This is a genomic window from Paraliobacillus sp. PM-2, assembly GCF_001368815.1.
In the GTDB taxonomy this organism is placed as follows: domain Bacteria; phylum Bacillota; class Bacilli; order Bacillales; family Amphibacillaceae; genus Paraliobacillus.
Genome location: NZ_CTEI01000001.1, coordinates 446,854 through 465,337, shown reverse-complemented (window position 1 = coordinate 465,337; position 18,484 = coordinate 446,854). Strand labels below are relative to the sequence as shown.

16 protein-coding genes are annotated in these 18,484 nt (G+C 35.7%); 2 read left to right on the top strand and 14 right to left on the bottom strand.

Features of this window, described 5'->3' with window-relative positions; genetic code table 11:
• Positions 1–190: 190 nt before the first annotated feature.
• Positions 191–2,617 (bottom strand): PA14 domain-containing protein, encoded by a 2,427-nt coding sequence (locus tag BN1058_RS02115; RefSeq protein WP_176694419.1) that lies wholly within the window; start codon positions 2,615–2,617, stop codon positions 191–193.
• A 284-nt stretch (positions 2,618–2,901) separates the two neighbouring features.
• Here BN1058_RS02115 and tagD point away from each other — a divergent pair, with 284 nt between their 5' ends.
• Both tagD and BN1058_RS02105 read left to right on the top strand, forming a co-directional pair.
• Positions 2,902–3,300, top strand: coding sequence for a glycerol-3-phosphate cytidylyltransferase (tagD, locus tag BN1058_RS02110; RefSeq protein ID WP_090852196.1), 399 nt, complete (start codon positions 2,902–2,904; stop codon positions 3,298–3,300).
• Positions 3,293–4,474 carry a CDP-glycerol glycerophosphotransferase family protein gene (locus BN1058_RS02105; protein ID WP_090852193.1) on the top strand — a complete coding sequence of 394 codons (1,182 nt, stop codon included), beginning with the start codon at positions 3,293–3,295 and terminating at the stop codon, positions 4,472–4,474. Before tagD ends, BN1058_RS02105 begins: the two co-directional genes overlap by 8 nt.
• A gap of 58 nt (positions 4,475–4,532) precedes the next feature.
• Here BN1058_RS02105 and BN1058_RS02100 read toward each other — a convergent pair whose 3' ends face one another.
• From BN1058_RS02100 to BN1058_RS02040, 13 genes are all read right to left on the bottom strand, one after another.
• Entirely contained in the window at positions 4,533–5,570 is a 1,038-nt protein-coding gene (locus BN1058_RS02100; protein ID WP_090852190.1) for a glycosyltransferase family 4 protein, read from the bottom strand.
• Positions 5,571–5,823: 253 nt separating this feature from the next.
• Positions 5,824–6,324 carry a PssE/Cps14G family polysaccharide biosynthesis glycosyltransferase gene (gene pssE / locus BN1058_RS02095; RefSeq protein WP_090852187.1) on the bottom strand — a complete coding sequence of 167 codons (501 nt, stop codon included), beginning with the start codon at positions 6,322–6,324 and terminating at the stop codon, positions 5,824–5,826.
• Complete coding sequence (pssD, locus tag BN1058_RS02090) at positions 6,321–6,791, bottom strand: PssD/Cps14F family polysaccharide biosynthesis glycosyltransferase (RefSeq protein WP_090852184.1); 471 nt, start codon at positions 6,789–6,791, stop codon at positions 6,321–6,323. The genes pssE and pssD overlap by 4 nt, the downstream gene beginning before the upstream one ends.
• A 12-nt stretch (positions 6,792–6,803) precedes the next feature.
• Entirely contained in the window at positions 6,804–7,901 is a 1,098-nt protein-coding gene (locus BN1058_RS02085; protein WP_255306951.1) for a glycosyltransferase, read from the bottom strand.
• Positions 7,867–9,222: an O-antigen ligase family protein gene (locus BN1058_RS02080; RefSeq protein WP_090852181.1), complete on the bottom strand. Its 1,356-nt coding sequence runs from the start codon at positions 9,220–9,222 to the stop codon at positions 7,867–7,869. Before BN1058_RS02080 ends, BN1058_RS02085 begins: the two co-directional genes overlap by 35 nt.
• The gene (murJ, locus tag BN1058_RS02075) at positions 9,219–10,757 is read right to left on the bottom strand and encodes a murein biosynthesis integral membrane protein MurJ (RefSeq protein ID WP_090852178.1); all 1,539 of its coding nucleotides are present in this window, start codon (positions 10,755–10,757) and stop codon (positions 9,219–9,221) included. The genes BN1058_RS02080 and murJ overlap by 4 nt, the downstream gene beginning before the upstream one ends.
• 415 nt (positions 10,758–11,172) lie before the next feature.
• Entirely contained in the window at positions 11,173–14,250 is a 3,078-nt protein-coding gene (locus BN1058_RS02070; RefSeq protein WP_090852176.1) for an efflux RND transporter permease subunit, read from the bottom strand.
• Positions 14,247–15,122, bottom strand: a complete 876-nt coding sequence (locus BN1058_RS02065; protein WP_090852173.1) for an efflux RND transporter periplasmic adaptor subunit — start codon at positions 15,120–15,122, stop codon at positions 14,247–14,249. The genes BN1058_RS02070 and BN1058_RS02065 overlap by 4 nt, the downstream gene beginning before the upstream one ends.
• 12 nt (positions 15,123–15,134) lie before the next feature.
• Complete coding sequence (locus BN1058_RS02060; protein ID WP_090852170.1) at positions 15,135–16,007, bottom strand: TetR/AcrR family transcriptional regulator; 873 nt, start codon at positions 16,005–16,007, stop codon at positions 15,135–15,137.
• Positions 16,008–16,248: 241 nt separating this feature from the next.
• Positions 16,249–16,584 carry a hypothetical protein gene (locus BN1058_RS02055; protein ID WP_141652097.1) on the bottom strand — a complete coding sequence of 112 codons (336 nt, stop codon included), beginning with the start codon at positions 16,582–16,584 and terminating at the stop codon, positions 16,249–16,251.
• A 166-nt stretch (positions 16,585–16,750) separates the two neighbouring features.
• A complete protein-coding gene (gene fabZ, locus BN1058_RS02050; protein ID WP_090852163.1) occupies positions 16,751–17,173 on the bottom strand; it encodes a 3-hydroxyacyl-ACP dehydratase FabZ in 423 nt (140 codons plus the stop codon).
• 122 nt (positions 17,174–17,295) lie between these two features.
• A complete protein-coding gene (locus BN1058_RS02045; protein WP_090852160.1) occupies positions 17,296–17,595 on the bottom strand; it encodes a DNA-directed RNA polymerase subunit beta in 300 nt (99 codons plus the stop codon).
• Positions 17,596–17,634: 39 nt separating this feature from the next.
• The gene (locus BN1058_RS02040) at positions 17,635–18,465 is read right to left on the bottom strand and encodes a flagellar hook-basal body protein (protein WP_090852158.1); all 831 of its coding nucleotides are present in this window, start codon (positions 18,463–18,465) and stop codon (positions 17,635–17,637) included.
• Positions 18,466–18,484 lie beyond the last annotated feature (19 nt).

Genomic DNA, 18,484 nt, shown 5'->3' with positions numbered 1-18,484 from the left:
CACCTTATTCAATGTAAATTTCAATAACAAATTATATCACGAACATGAATAGTTTACAAAAAATATTATATATGTAAATAGATATATGACTATGTAGTTTTATGAAAAATGATTACATATAAAACAGAAGCCTTCCTAATAATTAGGTTAGCTCCTGTTTTTTCAAAAATCTATAAAGTTGATTCACATCTTACTCAATACGATTTACAAAATCTTTGTGAACCCAGCCATTTTTACCATCAAATCCTATGTTATACCAATCTGTTGTCTGTACCATAGAATTGTCGGACATAACACCAGCAACATATCTATTATCTACTAGAGAACCGATTATCTCTGAATTTGTACTACTGTCACTTCTTACATTAAGCGTGCCTGATGTTAGATCAACTTGAAGAAGGTTTAATACATCAATGTATTTTGCTGCAACCCAGCCTTCTTTACCGTCAACAATAATATTATACCAACCATCAACATCATTTTTCCCTATAACTTCAACTTTTGTATTCTTGCTAAGTTGACGTATGATGTCATATGACGTACTTGGACCAGTTCTAAAATTGAGATTATCAACATTGACTAATCCATATACCCCTTTTGGATAAATAATATCTTTATAACCTGAATCTGGTTGTTCATTGAAAATAGGTTCCTCAAAGAATAGTACATAGTTCTGAATACTATTATACACCTTATTAATTGTAGAGGTTATTTTTTCGGCCCATCCCACATCTGTTGCATATTGATGAGTAGCCGGACTATCTGGATTCCATTTCATCTTAAACAAGGTATCTTGTCCTCGTTTAATATAATTATTAGCAATCCATTCAGCGCCTCCTCTTATGGCAGCTTCTGGTGTAAACCACTCATTTTTATATGCGAATTCTGAACCACTTAGTACTGCTGTACCATCATAAGCAGCAATACCGTACATATTATAGACTATCTTATCATTAACTTTGACACCTTTAGATAAATCTGATTTACCATATCCAGTTTCATGTAACGCATGGGATAATAGATAGACTTCATTTATACCATAATCATTACCAGCATCTTTAAAGACTTTAGCTAGCCCAGCCAATTTATTCGTACTTGAAGTAAGTATATTTTCATTTACTTCCTTTGTATTTATATTAGCTGTTTCTGATAGTTTCATAAATTGAAAATAGGATGCTGAGTCTTTAGCATTAAAATTATTGGGGTTTACATAATAAGCTATTTGATTTCTTGTTGCATCTATCCAACTACCTGTTGCATCACTTTTATTACTTCCATATCGTACTTGCCTGTCTACCATGTAATCAAATGTATAATTGTAAGTGACTGTGTCATAGAATTTATCTTGATTAACCTCAGTAAATTCTACCTTTAGCTTCGAGTCGATTGTTTTTTCGTAGTGCTCCACTCGGACGATATGTTCGCCCTTAGGTATCTCCATCAATTCTTTAAAAGAATGCACACTCGAATTCCACTTATCAATTACTAGTTCATCATCAACATAGATCCTTACTGCATTATCTGCTTCTGCATTTACAAGATACTTTTTGGAAGAAGATAGATTGAATTTCTTTTGATACCTTACTGAGAAATCATCAACAGGTACACTTATATGTGGAGAGCCTAATCCCCAGTTAAAGTCTATTTTTTCTATTTTGTTTGTTGCATTCGTTCCACCTTCTACATATGGTATACCTTGTAATGCTGTATTCGAATAGTACTCTGCATACCATCCATCAGTACTTATAGCATCATTCTTACTGTAAGGTTCGATTGATACATCAACTTTGGCATGGTTTGTTTTATCATAATATTCTACTTCAATCCAATGGATATTTTGTTGACCGTTTGGTGCCTGATTATTATCATTTATATCTAATTTCACCGCATCTTCACGATAACGACTATTAGTCCAACGATCAAGTACTAACTTACCATCGACATAAACGCGCACACCATCATCCGCACCAGCACGAACGATATATTGTCCAGCTTCTATCGCTTTAGCTGTAACATACTTTGCAGAAAATTCATCTTTTGATACACCACTTATTGGAGCGTTGTATCCATGATCTTCTTTTAGAGAACCATCACTTTCTGCAGCGATCATTCTAGCATTCTCTGGCGTTCCTTCTACCGCTGTATTGTTATAGTAGTAACCATACCAATCACCTAGTGGTACTACTTCTGCATACAAAACAGCTTTTCCGGTATTTTCAAAGTAGTCGGTTTGCACGGTATGCTCGCCAGCTCCTAAACCGGTTATCAGTCCACTATCGTACGTACCTGCCGCATTCGACCAACGATCAATAATTAACTGATTGTTTGCCTTTACACGAATACCATCATCTGCATAGGTTTGTACAAAGTAATCTTGATTCCCTTGTACTTTCTTATAGAATGATGCAGAATAATCGTAATAAGGTACTTTGGCATGTGGAGCGTCATACTGCCAGTTAAATTTCAGTGCATCAGATGTCACATCTATTGTATTACCCGTTAGATCTTTCTCGTCATAATAAACACCACTCCAACTACTACTAGCATTTACTAGACTATTAGTTTGAAAAACAACTAAACTAGTGAAGAAAACCAATAAAGAGAATACTATTTTCATATATAATTTCATTCTTTTAAAACAACTCTCTCCCTTCTTTTAATTATTCCGTTACTATTCTATTATGGATTAGAAGACCAAAAATGTTAAGATATATTTGAAAAAATTATCATAAAAAATAATAATTTGTTATTTTTTGTGAATTACATTTACATATGTTGACTTTTAGTTAATTTGTAAATAGAATGTAAAACTAAGTGTATATTATTTATGGTAAAATAATAATTATGGGATAATAAGTTTTAAGATTATGTGTTTGTAAATTTTAGGAGGACAAAAAAACAATGAAAAAAGTAATCACATACGGTACATTTGATTTGCTTCACAATGGACATATAAATATATTACGTCGCGCCAAGGAATTAGGAGATCATTTAACCGTTGCTATTTCTTCTGATGAATTTAATGCTATTAAAGGTAAGAAATCTTATCATAGCTATGAAAATCGCAAAATGATTCTAGAAGCTATTCGCTATGTAGATGAAGTAATTCCTGAACATGAATGGGAACAAAAAATTGCTGATGTAAAGAACCATGATATTGATATTTTTGTAATGGGAGATGACTGGGAAGGTAAATTTGACTTTTTAAAAGACTATTGTGAGGTCATTTATTTACCAAGAACAGTTGGCATTTCTACTACTAAAATAAAAAATGATATGAAAAAGGTAAATAATGCTTAGAGAATTTGCAATAAATATTTATCTGTTCCTATTCAGGATCATATTTTCTTTCTTTAAACTGTTTCCGCAAGAAGAAAAGACGGTCTTTGTTAGTTCTTTTGGAGACAATATCTATCACGTTGCTAATGAAGTCAATCAACTAACCGATCATAAATTAGTTGTTTTAAAAGATTCGCGCTGTCGTAAAGACTTTTCTACTATTAACAATATACAAACCTTACAATTTCATGTATTTCAAGTGATAGATTATATTCGTTCTATTTATCACCTTGCTACATCCAAAGTAATTTTTATTGATAATTACTTTGGATTTTTATCTGTTACATCATTCAAGCCGAATGTCAGCTGTGTGCAACTTTGGCATGCCGCAGGGGCTATTAAACAATTTGGATTAATGGATCCCTCAAATGCTACGCGATCAGATAGAGCAAATAGACGGTTTCAAAAAGTTTATGATCGCTTTTCTTATGTGGTTGTTGGATCAGAAAAGATGGCTACAATCTTCCGTAAAAGTTTTAATCTATCTGAGGATCAAATTTTAAGAACTGGCATTCCGCGTACTGATTCTTTCTTTAATAGATATCATCTAAAACAAATAGAGGAAAATTCCAAAAATGAATTTCCATCTTTACAAGGAAGAAAGATAATTTTATATGCGCCAACATTTAGATATGATGAATTGCATCAAGTAAACTTACAGTTGGACATTGAAAAGCTTTATCACACATTAGGAGACAATTATGTTTTACTATTGCGTCTTCACCCAGCAATTCAGGGGAAATTTGAAAACTCTTATCCGAATTTTGTGATTGATGTTTCTAACTATGAAAATATTAATCATCTATTAGTAATAACGGATATATTAATTACCGACTATTCATCGATTCCTTTTGAATTTTCATTATTAGAGAAACCAATGATTTTCTTTACGTATGATTTAGAATCATACACAGTAAAACAAGGATTTTGGGAAGATTATGAAAGAAACCTTCCAGGTCCTATTGCTCACACAACAGATGAGATTGTATCATTGATTGAAACAAATAAATTTAATTTTAATTTAATACGAAATTATGCCAAGCAGTGGAATCAATACTCAAGTGGAAAAGCTAGTACCAATATTGTGCATTTTATATATAATGAATCCGAGGCGAATGTTGCAGAAGCATTTTAAAACAAAAAAGACTTTTTTTCTATTTAATAGAAAAAAAGTCTTTTTATTTTGATATTATTTATTTCTTTCGATCAAGCAATTTCAACAATGGGCGATAATTATCGCTAATTAATCCTGTTATTTCAACAACAATCTCAATTAACAGAATGAGTGCGAATAACGTAATCGTAGATCCCCACATTGTAGATTTTGTAAAGATGATTGCCGCTAGACTGAATAGTGCACTCATCGAGTAAATTAAAATCACCGTTTGTTTATGACCAAATCCTAGTTTCAATAAGCAATGATGCAAGTGTAGCTTATCCGGTGAATAAAGTGGTTTTTTGTGCACAAAGCGTCTGACAATCGCAAAAAACGTATCTAATAATGGAACACCAAGAATGGTTATTGGGACAATTAAAGAGAATAAAGTGGCGTTTTTAAATCCTAGAATAGACAAAACACCAATCATATACCCTAAAAATAATGCACCGGTATCACCCATAAAGATTTTTGCTGGATGGAAGTTATACAATAAGAAGCCTAACGTACTTCCAAGTAACATAAACCCAACAAATGCAACAAATCCATCTCCTAAAGAGATAGCTAATCCGGAAATGGTAATAAGGGCAATAGATGATACACCAGCTGCTAATCCATCAAGTCCATCAATTAAATTAATGGCATTGGTTACGCCAACAATCCAAATGATTGTTATTGGGATGCTTAAGTAACCAAAGTGCAATGTCTCACCAAAAGGCAAATTAATGAAAGTAATTTGTGCGCCACCTAATACAACAATGGTTGCGGCTACAAATTGGACGAAAAATTTCACTTTTGCTGATAATTCGTATAAATCATCAAGAATACCAGTAGCTGTTACCAAAATGGCTCCAATGAGTATTGGCCAAAAATAAGGACTATCTGGATTAAAGATGATAAAACCAATCATAAAGCTAATAAATATAGCTAAACCACCCAATCTTGGCATGATTTTTGCGTGTATTTTTCGTTGATTTGGTTGATCGACAGCGCCAATACGAATGGCTATTTTTTTTACAAAGGGTGTTAAAATAATTGCTATGATAAAGCAAATAAGCAATGCAAGATATTTCATATGTTTCCTCCCGATCACCCTGTGACATGTCTTTCTAAAAGCATCGTCTCTATTTGTAAAGAGTGGTCTATATTAATATTAGACGAATGTGATAGCAGAAAAGTTTCACACCTAATCTAAATTTGTGTACAACTCTTGTTACTATAGCATAGTTTTTTAAAAAAATCATGAAATTTCTTTTGACATTTTGTTACGTGTTTTTTACAGTAACAAAAACAAAGAAATATGCAAGATTTATGCTTAGTATGAGTCGCTAGTCCGTGTTTATTCCTGTCATCTCCTGTTGGATAAATTGATTAAGAATAGAAAATAATCTGGTTCTCCCTGATTGGAATGGCTTTGGATTAAACTGCTTGCATTGCTCGAATACCTGCTCTAACTGATTTGTATCACGGCAAGCTAGAATGTGACCTTGTCTTTCAAATGCATCGATTAATTGCAGTTGGTGGTCATCATTATGCTCCCCAAATTGCATTAACCTTGGCACAGCGATTACCACTTTTCCTTTTTTTAACCCAGAAATAACGGATCCTGTCCCTGCATGCGTAACAATTAAATCGGCTTGTTCATATAGATGATCCATTTGTTCATAGGTGAGAAATGTATGCAGCTGCATTTGATTGCTGTTGAAGTGTGTATGTCCAATTTGTGCAATTACTTGTTCTGTAATAATTCCTTTGGCAATTAACTGATCAATTGCTTGAAGTAAACGTGTAAATGGGAGTTCGTGCGTACCTAATACGACAAAAATCAATAGATAGACCCCCCATAAATTGCTTTGGGATAAATTTTTTTCATGGATTCCCACTGGACAATAAATAAATCAGAGATCGGATAGACTAAGCGGCCAGATAAGGTTGGACTGGTTGATTTAGCAAAGCTTTCGATAAAGATGACTTTTTTTCGAAACAATTTTGCAATGTAACACATAGGAACAGCGGTATGTGCGCCTGTTGTAATAATAATATCTGGGCGGTGTCTCAAAAAAATACAGAATGATTTAAGTGTATTATAGGAAAATTTAAACATATATCTCAATGGATAATTTCTTGCCCCGTACACTAATAAGGAAACTGGGTATTTATTCTTTAGCTCTTCGGTTATTGTTGATTTTTCGGTAACGATGTGATAAGGATAATTTTTGAACATGGATTCTAGTTGCAACAGTTGCGTTAAATGTCCACCTATTGAAGAAATAAGGAGTAATTTCTTTTGCTTCATCGTTGGTTGCTCCTATCTGCGATAAATTGTAATGAGCGATTGAATCAACCTTTCCTGGTTGTTTTGCTGCGCTTTTTTATCCCCATGGTAAATCATTTTTTGCCGTAGGCTTTGATTATATAATGCTTGTTTTAACCCTTGTGCAAGCTGATCCTTTTGTTTGGGTGAAACAGCTAATCCCGCTCCTCCATCTAGTAAGACACGTAACCCACCTACACTTGTACCAACTACTGGTGTATGACATGCCATCGCTTCTAATGCCGCTAGGCCAAACCCCTCCATATGTGATGGAAGAACAAACACATCAGCTGCAGCCATCCAGGTCGCTATTTCCTTTTGTGACATGGCAGAATGAAAGGTTACATGCTTTATTTTTTGTTGATCAATTCTATGCGTTAATTTTTTGTAAAAAGATGGATCTTTTTTCGCGCCGATTAGATGTAGTGCTAAATTTGGATCGCTTGTTTTTAGTTGATCATAAGCCTGTACAAGCTCGATCATTCCCTTTGCTTCAATAAGATTACCTACATATAAAATAATCTTTTGTTCCCGATCAAGTTGTAAGGTGGTTTTGGCCTCTTGTTGAGGCATTGGACGAAATATACTACGATTGACCCCCATATTCATGACGTGTATGTTTCTCTTTGGGATATCAAATTGATTCAAAATGCTTTGTTTCAATCCTTCTCCAACAACTATCACTTCATCCGCTTGTTGCAAAATCCGTTTGGTTTGCTTAAAAATCCATGGATGTAAGTGGGCCATTTTGTCAATATCGCCACCATGTGCGGTAACAATTAATTTCGCTTTAAACCATCGTTTAAACCACAGTCCAATCCATCCACTAGGAAACACATAATGCGCATGTATTACGCTATATTTATTTCTTTTTTTCAAACACACTAGGATGGCTTTCATCAACCATTTACTATATTTTTTTATAACCTTAGTCTTTCCCATTTTCGGTTCTTTTATTGCAAGAACATCGACAAAAAAACCTTGATTTCTTAGTTGTTCTACTTGATTTTTGACAAAAATGCCAAACGAGGTATGTTGTTTTGTAGGATACATGGTACTAATGACTAAGATATTCTGATTCGTTTGCAACATCCCCACCCTCCTCTCGCTTGTTTACTTTCGGATGTGTCAAGGAATACAAATATCCGATTGCAATCGCTAGATAGATACTAACTGCAGGGGAAGAAAGGACATGTCCTGCTACCATTGCTGCACCAAAGCCAATAGAGATAATCAAACCCACTATGATTATTTGCCTATTCCAAACGAACCCTTTTGTTAGGAAAATATGTTTGAATAGTTTTATCGCAAGAACAAATAATGGGGTGATTAATAGGATAAAACCAATGATGCCAAAGCCAAACAGCCAATCTAATAGATCCATTTCAATCAGTTTTGGTTCTGTTTGATAATTTCCTCCATACCCCATTCCAAATAACTGTTGTGCGAGTGGCGCATCTTGATATTGTTGAATCGTTTGTCTTAAGAAATCACTACGACCACTTAACATGCTGTCAAACCCTTTTACGTCTTGCTCCATTGCTTGCTGTTCTGCATCTAATGATGGTGGAAAGGATTGGCCAAATGTAATATGCAAATTTTGACCAATTGGAGATAATGGCAGCCACATCAGAGCAGCTATAAAGAGTATGAACGGTAGCCATACGTGTATGGCGTTCCTTTTTTTAATAAAGACATCGAAACAGCCAATCAGTATCCCTACAACTAAAAACAAAAGCATTCCACCGAAACTTACTTTTGTCCCAATTGCCATCATAGACCAACATAGTACTCCTAATAGACCGAATAAAACGATTTTCACGCGAAGAAGCTTTTGTCTAAAAAAATACAGTAGCGTAAAACCAAATCCGATTGCTAAAATGGCACTTAATTCATTTCCAGAAAAAAACCAACCCGTGTGTCCAGCTTTCACTAACATGCCATAGGAACGCTTTCCTGTGTTCGTTAATTCTGCTAGCGCCATTACGACTGCAATAAGCATCATGCTAATCGTGATGTTTTTTAAAATTATATTTTGCCAGCTGTTATTTTTGTGGCTAAACGAATAAATCAACGTAACATAGACAAATAATAGTTGCATAAAAAAGAATGTCTTTATACTATGTGTTATTTCTAATGTCAAAGCAAAGGGGTCTTTTATCAAATAGCTAACAATGAGATGAATGCAAAAATAAACAATTAGAATCATGTGATAAAGTAACGAAACTTGTTGGATTTTTTTATTCTGACTAAACAATAAATAGATCATTCCGAAAAGAATAGCCATTACACGAATAATGTCTGAAATTGGCCAATCTAAAAAGGCAAATAGATCAAGAATCGGTTGAATTACAATAAAATAAAGGAAGCTATATTCTATTTTATAGGTTGTGTCACGTTCTAATTGCTTCATGGTTGCTCCTCCAACATCTGCTTGTTATCTTTTTTTCTCAGGGTATTCCACAGAAAATAAAAAGATTTTATTTTAAGTATGTACGAACATAGTACATATATAAGCACGCCTAGGAAAATGGTTATCATAAGGAACATGCCATTTGTCATATAGGCTTGTATATTTGCAATGAATCGTATCGCGATGATCATCACGATTAACGATAAAATTATTTTAACGATTTCGATTATTTCTTTTAATTTAAAAAGAAACCCAACTTGCCGTATAAGAAATACATAACAGCTAATTGCATATACGAATCCAACGATGGACGAAGCAAAGGGTATCCCTACATATCCTAGCCATTTGGTAAAAATACTATTACATAGTAAGTTGAACAGAATAGATCCTAGTCCTATCCACATCACAACGTGTCCTTTTTTCAGTGTATAGATGCCATTATTGATAATAACGGTCAGACTAAAAAAAATAACCGAGCCTAAATAATAATAAGCTACTTGTGTAGTAGCCAATGTCGCTGCTCTCGTAAATGCACCACGTTCGAATAATAATTGAATAATCGTTGGCATAAGGAGCATCATCCCTGTAATTGCAGGTAATAAGACATAACACATGACCATCAATCCTTGCTCAAGTCTACCCTTCAATTGCTTTATGTTTCCTTTGGCGTAGCTTTTTGCTATTAATGGAAATGTAATCGTTCCAATCGTTACAGCAAATATGGCTTGTGGAAAATGGACAAGGTTCTTTGCATAGTTGACATAGGTTACTACGCCTTCTTCAAAATAACTAGCAAATATATTATCTACGGCAAGATTGACTTGGCCGACCATCACCGTTATTGCTACTGGAAAGAATACAATAAAGAATGCTTTTACTTCTTGCCGCTGTATTTTTGCAGTCCATTGTAAAATATGTTGTTTATGCATGATTATTAGTTTAAATAGGAGTGATATAATCACACCTGCAAGGTAACCAAATGCTAGTGCATAAGGTCCTATTTGGTTAGCAAAAAGCATTGCTGAACTGATCATAGTAAGAAGGACAAACAATTGAGAAATAGCAGAAACGGTATACTGTGATTCGGCATCAAAGTATGCTTCAAACACTGCATTTAAGCCTACGAAACTAACACATCCCATAAAGATCATGGTTACCTGAACAGCAATGGTCATTGCTGCTGGTTGAAAATCTGGGTAGATGTTTGGAATGATTAGTGGTGCAGTAAACATGCCAATGATTCCTAACCCGAGACTAATTGTTCCGGTTACTTTCCATATTTGATTGAATAAAATGGTTGATGTGCCTGTCTCCTTTGCTGCTAAATAACTTGGAATAAATGCATTTTTCATTCCCGTTGTTAAGAATAGAAATAACATATTTGGAATGATGAATGCGGCTAAATAAGCATCTGCTTGATAGGTGTCACCAAAATAATAGGCAATAACCATATCTCGCAGCAGTCCAGATACTTTTATACATAATGTCAATATAATAAAGACGATACTGGTTACCGCAAGCTTTCTCTTTCCCAAAATGAAACGTCAACTCCTATCACTATTTAGCACAGCAGCTTTTAGCAAATAAAAAGATATGTCTATCGAGTAATGGCACTACATTAAGTAAGTCTATCCTTACCGAGAATGATTTAGACTATACCTCGTTGAGAAAAAAGAGAGGATTGTTATTTCGCCGAAATATATGTTATTTCGCCGGAATATATGCGATTTCGCCGGAATATATGCGATTTCGCCGGAATATATGCGATTTCGCCGGAATATATGCGATTTCGCCGGAATATATGCGATTTCGCCGGAATATATGCGATTTCGCCGGAATATATGCGATCATCTCCAGCAAAGCTGTCGATGATCTATTTTTTCATACCCCAACATATATAATAGAGCCAAAAAAAACAGCCCTATGTAACCAGGGCTGTTCCGCTTTGTATTATTCTTCTGCTTTTTTAAATTTCCCTTTTATTTTTTCTGATAAATCGTCAAAATACGTATACACAACTGGGATGAGAAGTAAGGTGAAAATACTTGAAATGGTTAGGCCAAAGATAACGGTAATGGCCATTGGTTGTTGCATTTCCGCTCCTTCTCCTATTCCTAATCCTAATGGAATCATTGCAAGAATCGTTGTTAATGTGGTCATTAAGATCGGACGCATTCTACTTGTTCCTGCTTCTAGGATTGCTTCGTATCGATCCATTCCTCGTGCTCTTAGAATATTGATATAATCAACAAGTACAATGGCATTGTTCACGACAATACCTGCAAGCATGATTACACCAATAAACGCAGTGATACTTAATGGTGTGTTCGTAATGAACAACCCACCTAATATACCTACAACGGTTGCTGGCATCGAGAACATGATCACAAACGGGTATAGGAAATTTTCAAATTGTACAGCCATAACTGCATAGACTAAGAAGATAGATAAGAGAAGTGCTAATGCTAAATCAGCAAATGCCTCCATCATATCTTCTGCTTGCCCACCAATGCTGTAGGTGTAATCTTCTGGCAGTTCCATACTGTCTAATGTTGATTCGATTGCTGCTCGAACACTACCAAGGTCCCGATCGACAACATCTGAAGAAATATTAACTTGCTGTTGTTGATTTTGACGTGTCAATGTAGCTGGTGCTTGTTCTTGTTTAAAGGTTGCAATTGTTTCTAACGGAATTTGTGATCCTTGGCGATTTTGGATCAACAAGCTTTTCAGATCATTCAATGAATCCCTTTCAGATGCAGGATAAGTGAGACGCACATCGATATCATCGCCATTTTCCCGATACTGCATCACGGTTTGACCGGTGAAATGTAGTTGAACTTGAGACATTACCTCCGATTCACTCAAGCCATATTGTGCTGCTAATCCTTTGTCTACGTGAATATTTAATTGTGGTGTTGTTTCTTCTACTGATGTCGTTGGATTATAAACACCTTCTACATTACTTATCTGAGCAATGACTTCATCTGCTAATGCTTGAAGCACTTCATGCTCTGGTCCATTAAGCTGAATTTGAATAGGACTTCCTCCACTCATTGCTGCTCCAACTGCGCTAACTGTAATGTCAGCACCTGCAATTTGTTGAACATCCTGATCAATGGCTTGCATAATATCTTCTGTTGATTGCTCTCTCTCACTCGCTTTAACTAATTGAATGGTATAAGAGGCTTTATTTGTACTGCCTCCACCCATCATCGCCATTGATGTTGCATCGCCACCACCTATGGTTACATAGCTGACTTCAATGACATCCTCATATCGAGCTAGTTTTTCATTTACCTTTTCAGCTAGTTCAGTTGTCTTCGCTTCTGTCGTTCCAACTGGCGTTTCTACCGATACTTCTAATTGTCCTTGGTCTCCTTGTGGAATGAATTCTGTTCCAATAAATGGAATGAACGCTAAGCTCCCTAGGATAATCACTAAGCTTGTAAAAATGGTTGTTTTTCTAAAATGTAATACCCGCTTTAACACATTTTGATAGCTATTATTAAATCGAGTAAAAATACGATCAAACCAATATCTACGGCCATGGTCCTGCATTTTTACTGATAATAACTTAGATGACAACATTGGAATTAGTGTGATTGCCACGATCAATGAGGCCACTAATGCAAAAGCAACGGTTAATGCTAACGGTGTAAATAGTTCTGATGCAATGCCTTCTACAAATACAATTGGTAAAAATACCACTAATGTCGTTGTTGTAGAGGCGATTACTGCTGGTGCTAATTCTGAGGCACCTTTTTTCGCCGCTTCTTTCATGGAATAACCTTGTTGACGATAAGAAACAATATTTTCTAATATAACAATTGAACTGTCTACCATCATCCCCAAACCTAGTGCCAAACCACCCATTGTAAGGACGTTTAATGTTTCTCCTGTAAAATATATTAATGTAAATGTAGCTACAATAGCAATTGGTATAGCAAGACCAACTACCAGTGTTGCACGAAAACTTTTTAAGAATAACAAGAGGATTAATAATGCAAATAATCCACCTAACAACATATTTTGGATGACTGAGGAAATAGATTGTTTAATAAAATCAGATGTATCAACAACTACTTGTAGTTCTACATCACTCGGAAATGAGCGATTTAATTCATCCATTTTATCCAAAATTTGATTCGAAACGTCTACTGTATTACCGTCTGATTGTTTCATCACCGATAACACAACAGCATCTTTGCCATTTACTAATGTCGTTCCTGAATCGGCTAGTGTATCCTTAACCGTTGCGATATCTGCTACTTGAACAGTCGCTCCTTGCTGCGTTTGCAATTGTGTATCACGGATATCATCTACAGATGTATACGTACCTTCGATTCGAATGTTTAAATTTTTATCCCCTTTAGCAACTGTACCAGCTGAAGCAGATCGGTTGACTTGACTAAGTGTTTGCATGATCTGTTGTGGACTTAAGCCATACTGTAATAACTTTGCCTGGTCTAGTTCTAGCTCAATGATGCGCGTTTGACCGCCTTCAACAGAGACTGAAGCGACACCACCTTGGCGTTCAAATTGAGGAACGACTTGATCCTCTCCAATCCCTTGTAGTTGTGTCAAATCGCCACCAGACAACCCAACCCACATGATCGGCATTTGATTTGGATTAAAACGTAGTACACTTGGTTCTCCTGCACTTTCTGGTAGGAAACCTTTGACTTGATCCACACTTTCCCGAACCTCTAGTAGGGCATTATCTAAATCAGCGCCCATATTAAATTGCATTAAAATGATTGCTGAACCCGATTGTGATTGTGTTTGAATCGATTCCACACCCTCAATCGAACTTAATGCAGACTCAATCGGCTGACTTACTTGCTTTTCCACTTCCTCAGGAGCTGCATCAGGGTAATTGACTGCAACAACAGCTACTGGCAAATCAATCTCGGGCATTAAATCAATGGCTAAATTTCGTACAGAGATGATTCCTAGTGCAATAATTGCTAGGACAATCATAATGACCCCAACAGGTCGTTTGACGGATTGATCTACTAACTTCACGATGCATTGTCCTCCCCATTACTTATACGTATTTTAGCATCATCAGATAAGGTTAACTGGCCACTTGTCACAACTTGATCTCCTTTAGTTAACGCTGCTTCAATGGCTGTTCGATCTGTTTGTGCTTCTAGTACGTCCACTTCTTCTTTTGTTACGATATCTCCGTTTATCACATAAACAAAGGTTTGATCATCTTCCTCGACGAGTGCTGTTGTTGGAACCACCCATGTATCTTTTACAGTATTTTCTACAACACTAACTTTTGCTACTGTACCAACTTGCCATTGATTATCTTCATTATCAACCATTAGTTTCACTGGATACAGTCCTGTCTCATTTGGTAATGTACCAATATTATCTACTGTTGCAGTCGTTTCTTTTTCTTCATTAGAAAATAAAGCCTTCACTTCTGATGCCTGCTCAAATAATGGTAGATTGTTTGCTGTTACGGTTAAATCTACTGTTAATTTTGACAAATCAGCGATCATTGCAACTGGTTGTTCTGTTGAAATGATATCCCCTTCTGCTGCTTGAAACTGCACTAGCTGACCGTCAGTAGATGCAGTGATAGTCAGTTTTCTTCCTGTTTGTGAGCTAATGATAGTTAAGATCTCATCATCTTCTTTTACTTGGTCACCATTTTCAACGGCAATGCTATCCACCTCACCAACCATAGGTGCCATCACTGGTGTGGTTTGAATCGGACTGGTACGTCCATAAAGCATCTTCTCAACGGTGAGGTCACCTTTTGTTACTTCTTCCACTTCGACAGTGGTTATTGTTTCCTTTTGCTCTTCTGTATTTGCATCATCTTCCGTACAAGCTACTAATATGAGTAGCATGCCTATAAGTATATAGCTTAATTTTCTCATTGTATTTCTCCTTTATTTTATCGTTATGGCTAGCTCATTTGATAATCGAACCACTTGTTCTTCTAATAATGGAATGCCTTTTAGTTGCATTAATATTCCTTCTAAAATGACTCGATTTTGTTTTGGCTTCTGTACTTCATCCTTTATCATCTGAGCCGCTTCTTGCAACTGTTTCTTTTGGTCCGCTGCTACAGTTAATTGGGGTATTGTATTACTCAGTTCATTTATTAATTGTTCAATGTTATCTTTCTTTATCGTTGCCTGTACGTTTGTAAATGATAATTGTTCGATCTGGATTTGTGCTTGGGCATTCATATTCATCGTACCCATTATCATATTATCTAGACGGTCGACAATAAAGTTAGCTAGTGATGGATTATCTAAATACAAATCATGCATGACAATTGTTTTACTATACCCTTGTAATATGCCATCTAAATGAATCGCAAAATCTACGATATACGGGTTGATTTTTTCACCATATATTTCTGTCAATGCAGTCTTTATCCACTCAAATGCTCGTTGATTTAACTTCAGTACCAAGTCATTAATATCCTGTCCGATATGTATGTTGTCTCGCAAGTGCATAATCATATACTCTTTATGATTTGTGATTAGATCTAGAAAGAACGTGATTTGTTCTACAAGTTTTTGTTTCGCATCTTTTTCCTGCTTTTGAATCAAACTAAATTTATCCATGATTAATGATGTGTAGTAATCAAATATTTCTATTGTTAATTCTTCTTTGGAGGTGAAGTACAAATAAAAGGCACCTTTTGATACTTCACTTTTTCTTGCTATTTCTTGAATCGAGGTGGCATGAAATCCTTTTTCAGCAAACAGTTTCATACTCTCCTCCATAATACGTTGCTTTTTTTCATTCACAGACCATCACCTTCTTTCTGTTTTGATATACGCATGAATGGTTTAAATGGTTTCACAGATCACTGTATTTATATGAATCAGTAGCGTTTTTAGAATGACCAGTCAGTCATTTTGCTTTTTTACTATATCATATAAGGATTAACCATAGCAATAACAAGGGTTTGCGTAAAGTTTTGGGTTATTTTAATGAACAAAAAAAGAATCCAATTATATGGATTCCTTTTTAGTGTGTACGAGACGATTATTTGTTTTCATCGTCCTTCATTGTGTCTTCGTTACCATTATTATTGTTTTCATCTGTATCTTGATTCATGTCGTCATTATTCTGATCTTCATCATCGATCATATCCTCTGCTTCTTCTTCCATCTCTTCCATCTCATCTTCCATTTCATCTGTTACATCATTTTCATTTGTTGCGTCATCGTCTGCTGGATTATCTCCTTCTGGCGCTTCTTCTTGTGGTTCTTCTTCAGTCGGCTGATCATCATCTACCGGATCTTCATCATCCTGGGCACAACCAAACAACAATCCCATGGCAAATACGGAAACGAATAACATCCAAATACTTTTTTTCATCATGTATATCCTCCTTGGTATTTTACATTTCACGTATAGTTTTCCCATTTCCTTAAAAAAATTCTACAAAATTTTAAAATGATTAAAGGAAGATTAAAACAAAAAACCCCCTACTCTTTGTAGCCTGTTCACATTAGCTAAAGATAGGGGACTCATACTATTGGGCTTATTTTATGGCAAACATGATTTCCGCTTCACATGCTAGTTCTCCATCAACTGTCGCTATTGCTTTTCCTTTCCCAACTGGCCCTTTTAGTCGAGTGATTTCCACTTCTAAACGCAGTTGGTCGCCTGGTTTTACTTGTCTTTTAAATCGACATTTATCAATACCCGCAAGAAAACCAATCTTTCCTTTATTTTCTTCTTTGCTTAGTATAGCTACAGCACCTGTTTGTGCTAAAGCTTCAACAATTAGCACGCCTGGCATGACTGGATAATCAGGGAAATGTCCTTGAAAGAAAGGTTCGTTTACAGTAACATTTTTCTTTGCCACTACTCGTTTTTCTCCATCTAATTCTACGATTTCATCAACCAATAAAAATGGGTAACGATGTGGGATGGTTTCTTTAATTTGCTGAATATCTAACATGAAATACACTCCTGTCTAGTTCATTTTTAGTAAATAGCTTTCGTTTTTCTTCTTTAATCTACTCATGCATTTGTGTTGCTTCCTTTACAATAGAAAAAGTCAATCATAGATTAGTCCTATGATTAACTTCCACCAGTAACTATATCAATGATGTGCTGCCATGTATCAAGTTCTAATACTTCCATTGGCGCACCATCACCAAGAACACTGTAACCAACGACTAATCCAATGATTAACGCTAAGAAACTAAAGATAAAGACAACAACGATGCGAAGCCAAATGGGAAAGACCCGTCGCACAGGTCTTTTGTCCTGCTTTTTCTTTTCACGTTGTTTCTTTCTTCTTCTGTTTTGAATGTCTTCTGTTTGCTCCTGCTTTACTACGTTTTTTTCATTTGTTTCATTTGATTGTGTTGGTTCCATGACTTGGTAACTCCTTAAACTTGTTATCGTTATAGTAAACTAGCGTAATCGATTAACTAATCCTCTCATCTGATCATGCATGGAGATTGTTCGTGCATTAAACTGATACGCTCGTTGTGTCTGAAGCATTTCTGTCATTTGACTGGTTAAATCAACATTGGATGTCTCTATAGCACCATTCTGTAAAGCGACATCCGCAAAGGCTACCTCTTGAATAATATCCGCTTCATTATAAGCCGTTTCTGTTACATCTGGTAAGCGAAACTGATTATCACCAGCGGCTTCAAGAAATTGCGGGCGGATTGCCTCTACTAGCTCTAATTGTCCTTCTACAGCTGTTTGGCCGTTTCTTGTAACTTGAACAAAACCATTTTCACTAATTGAAACATCTTCCATACCTGCTGCTAAGACAATGGCACCATTTTGTCCAACCATTGGATGTCCTTCTGCATTCGTTAACATGACTTCTCCATCATTGATTTTGTTAAGATACAACGTTCCGTCTCGCGTAAATCGGCGTTCTGTTACACCATTCTCTGTCACATCTACCTGAAGTAGGTGATTGTCTTCCAACAACGCGATATCAAGGCCTCTGTCTGTTTCTTTAATCGATCCTAATGCTAAATTGATTTGCGTTTGACCTACTTTTGCACCTGATCCTAAACGAATGCCATCAGGTGTTAAGCGGCCAAGTGCATTTGCTTGTTCATCACTAAGGTTATCGATTTGTTGTGTTAACAAAGATGAAAATTGAGCAGCACGTGATTTATAACCAGTTGTATCTACATTAGCAACATTGTGACTTACAACATCCAATTTATGTTGTAATTGCCCCATCGTTACTGCTGCTTGTACAGCCATTCGATTCATTTTCTAATCTCTCCCTATC

Excerpts from the sequence above, each read along its gene's own strand:
- BN1058_RS02115 (WP_176694419.1), bottom strand. The coding sequence starts at position 2,617 with ATGAAAATAGTATTCTCTTTATTGGTTTTCTTCACTAGTTTAGTTGTT.
- tagD (WP_090852196.1), top strand. The coding sequence starts at position 2,902 with ATGAAAAAAGTAATCACATACGGTACATTTGATTTGCTTCACAATGGA.
- BN1058_RS02105 (WP_090852193.1), top strand. The coding sequence starts at position 3,293 with ATGCTTAGAGAATTTGCAATAAATATTTATCTGTTCCTATTCAGGATC.
- BN1058_RS02100 (WP_090852190.1), bottom strand. The coding sequence starts at position 5,570 with ATGAAATATCTTGCATTGCTTATTTGCTTTATCATAGCAATTATTTTA.
- pssD (WP_090852184.1), bottom strand. The coding sequence starts at position 6,791 with ATGAAGCAAAAGAAATTACTCCTTATTTCTTCAATAGGTGGACATTTA.
- BN1058_RS02085 (WP_255306951.1), bottom strand. The coding sequence starts at position 7,901 with ATGTTGCAAACGAATCAGAATATCTTAGTCATTAGTACCATGTATCCT.
- BN1058_RS02080 (WP_090852181.1), bottom strand. The coding sequence starts at position 9,222 with ATGAAGCAATTAGAACGTGACACAACCTATAAAATAGAATATAGCTTC.
- BN1058_RS02065 (WP_090852173.1), bottom strand. The coding sequence starts at position 15,122 with ATGAGAAAATTAAGCTATATACTTATAGGCATGCTACTCATATTAGTA.
- BN1058_RS02055 (WP_141652097.1), bottom strand. The coding sequence starts at position 16,584 with ATGAAAAAAAGTATTTGGATGTTATTCGTTTCCGTATTTGCCATGGGA.
- fabZ (WP_090852163.1), bottom strand. The coding sequence starts at position 17,173 with ATGTTAGATATTCAGCAAATTAAAGAAACCATCCCACATCGTTACCCA.
- BN1058_RS02045 (WP_090852160.1), bottom strand. The coding sequence starts at position 17,595 with ATGGAACCAACACAATCAAATGAAACAAATGAAAAAAACGTAGTAAAG.
- BN1058_RS02040 (WP_090852158.1), bottom strand. The coding sequence starts at position 18,465 with ATGAATCGAATGGCTGTACAAGCAGCAGTAACGATGGGGCAATTACAA.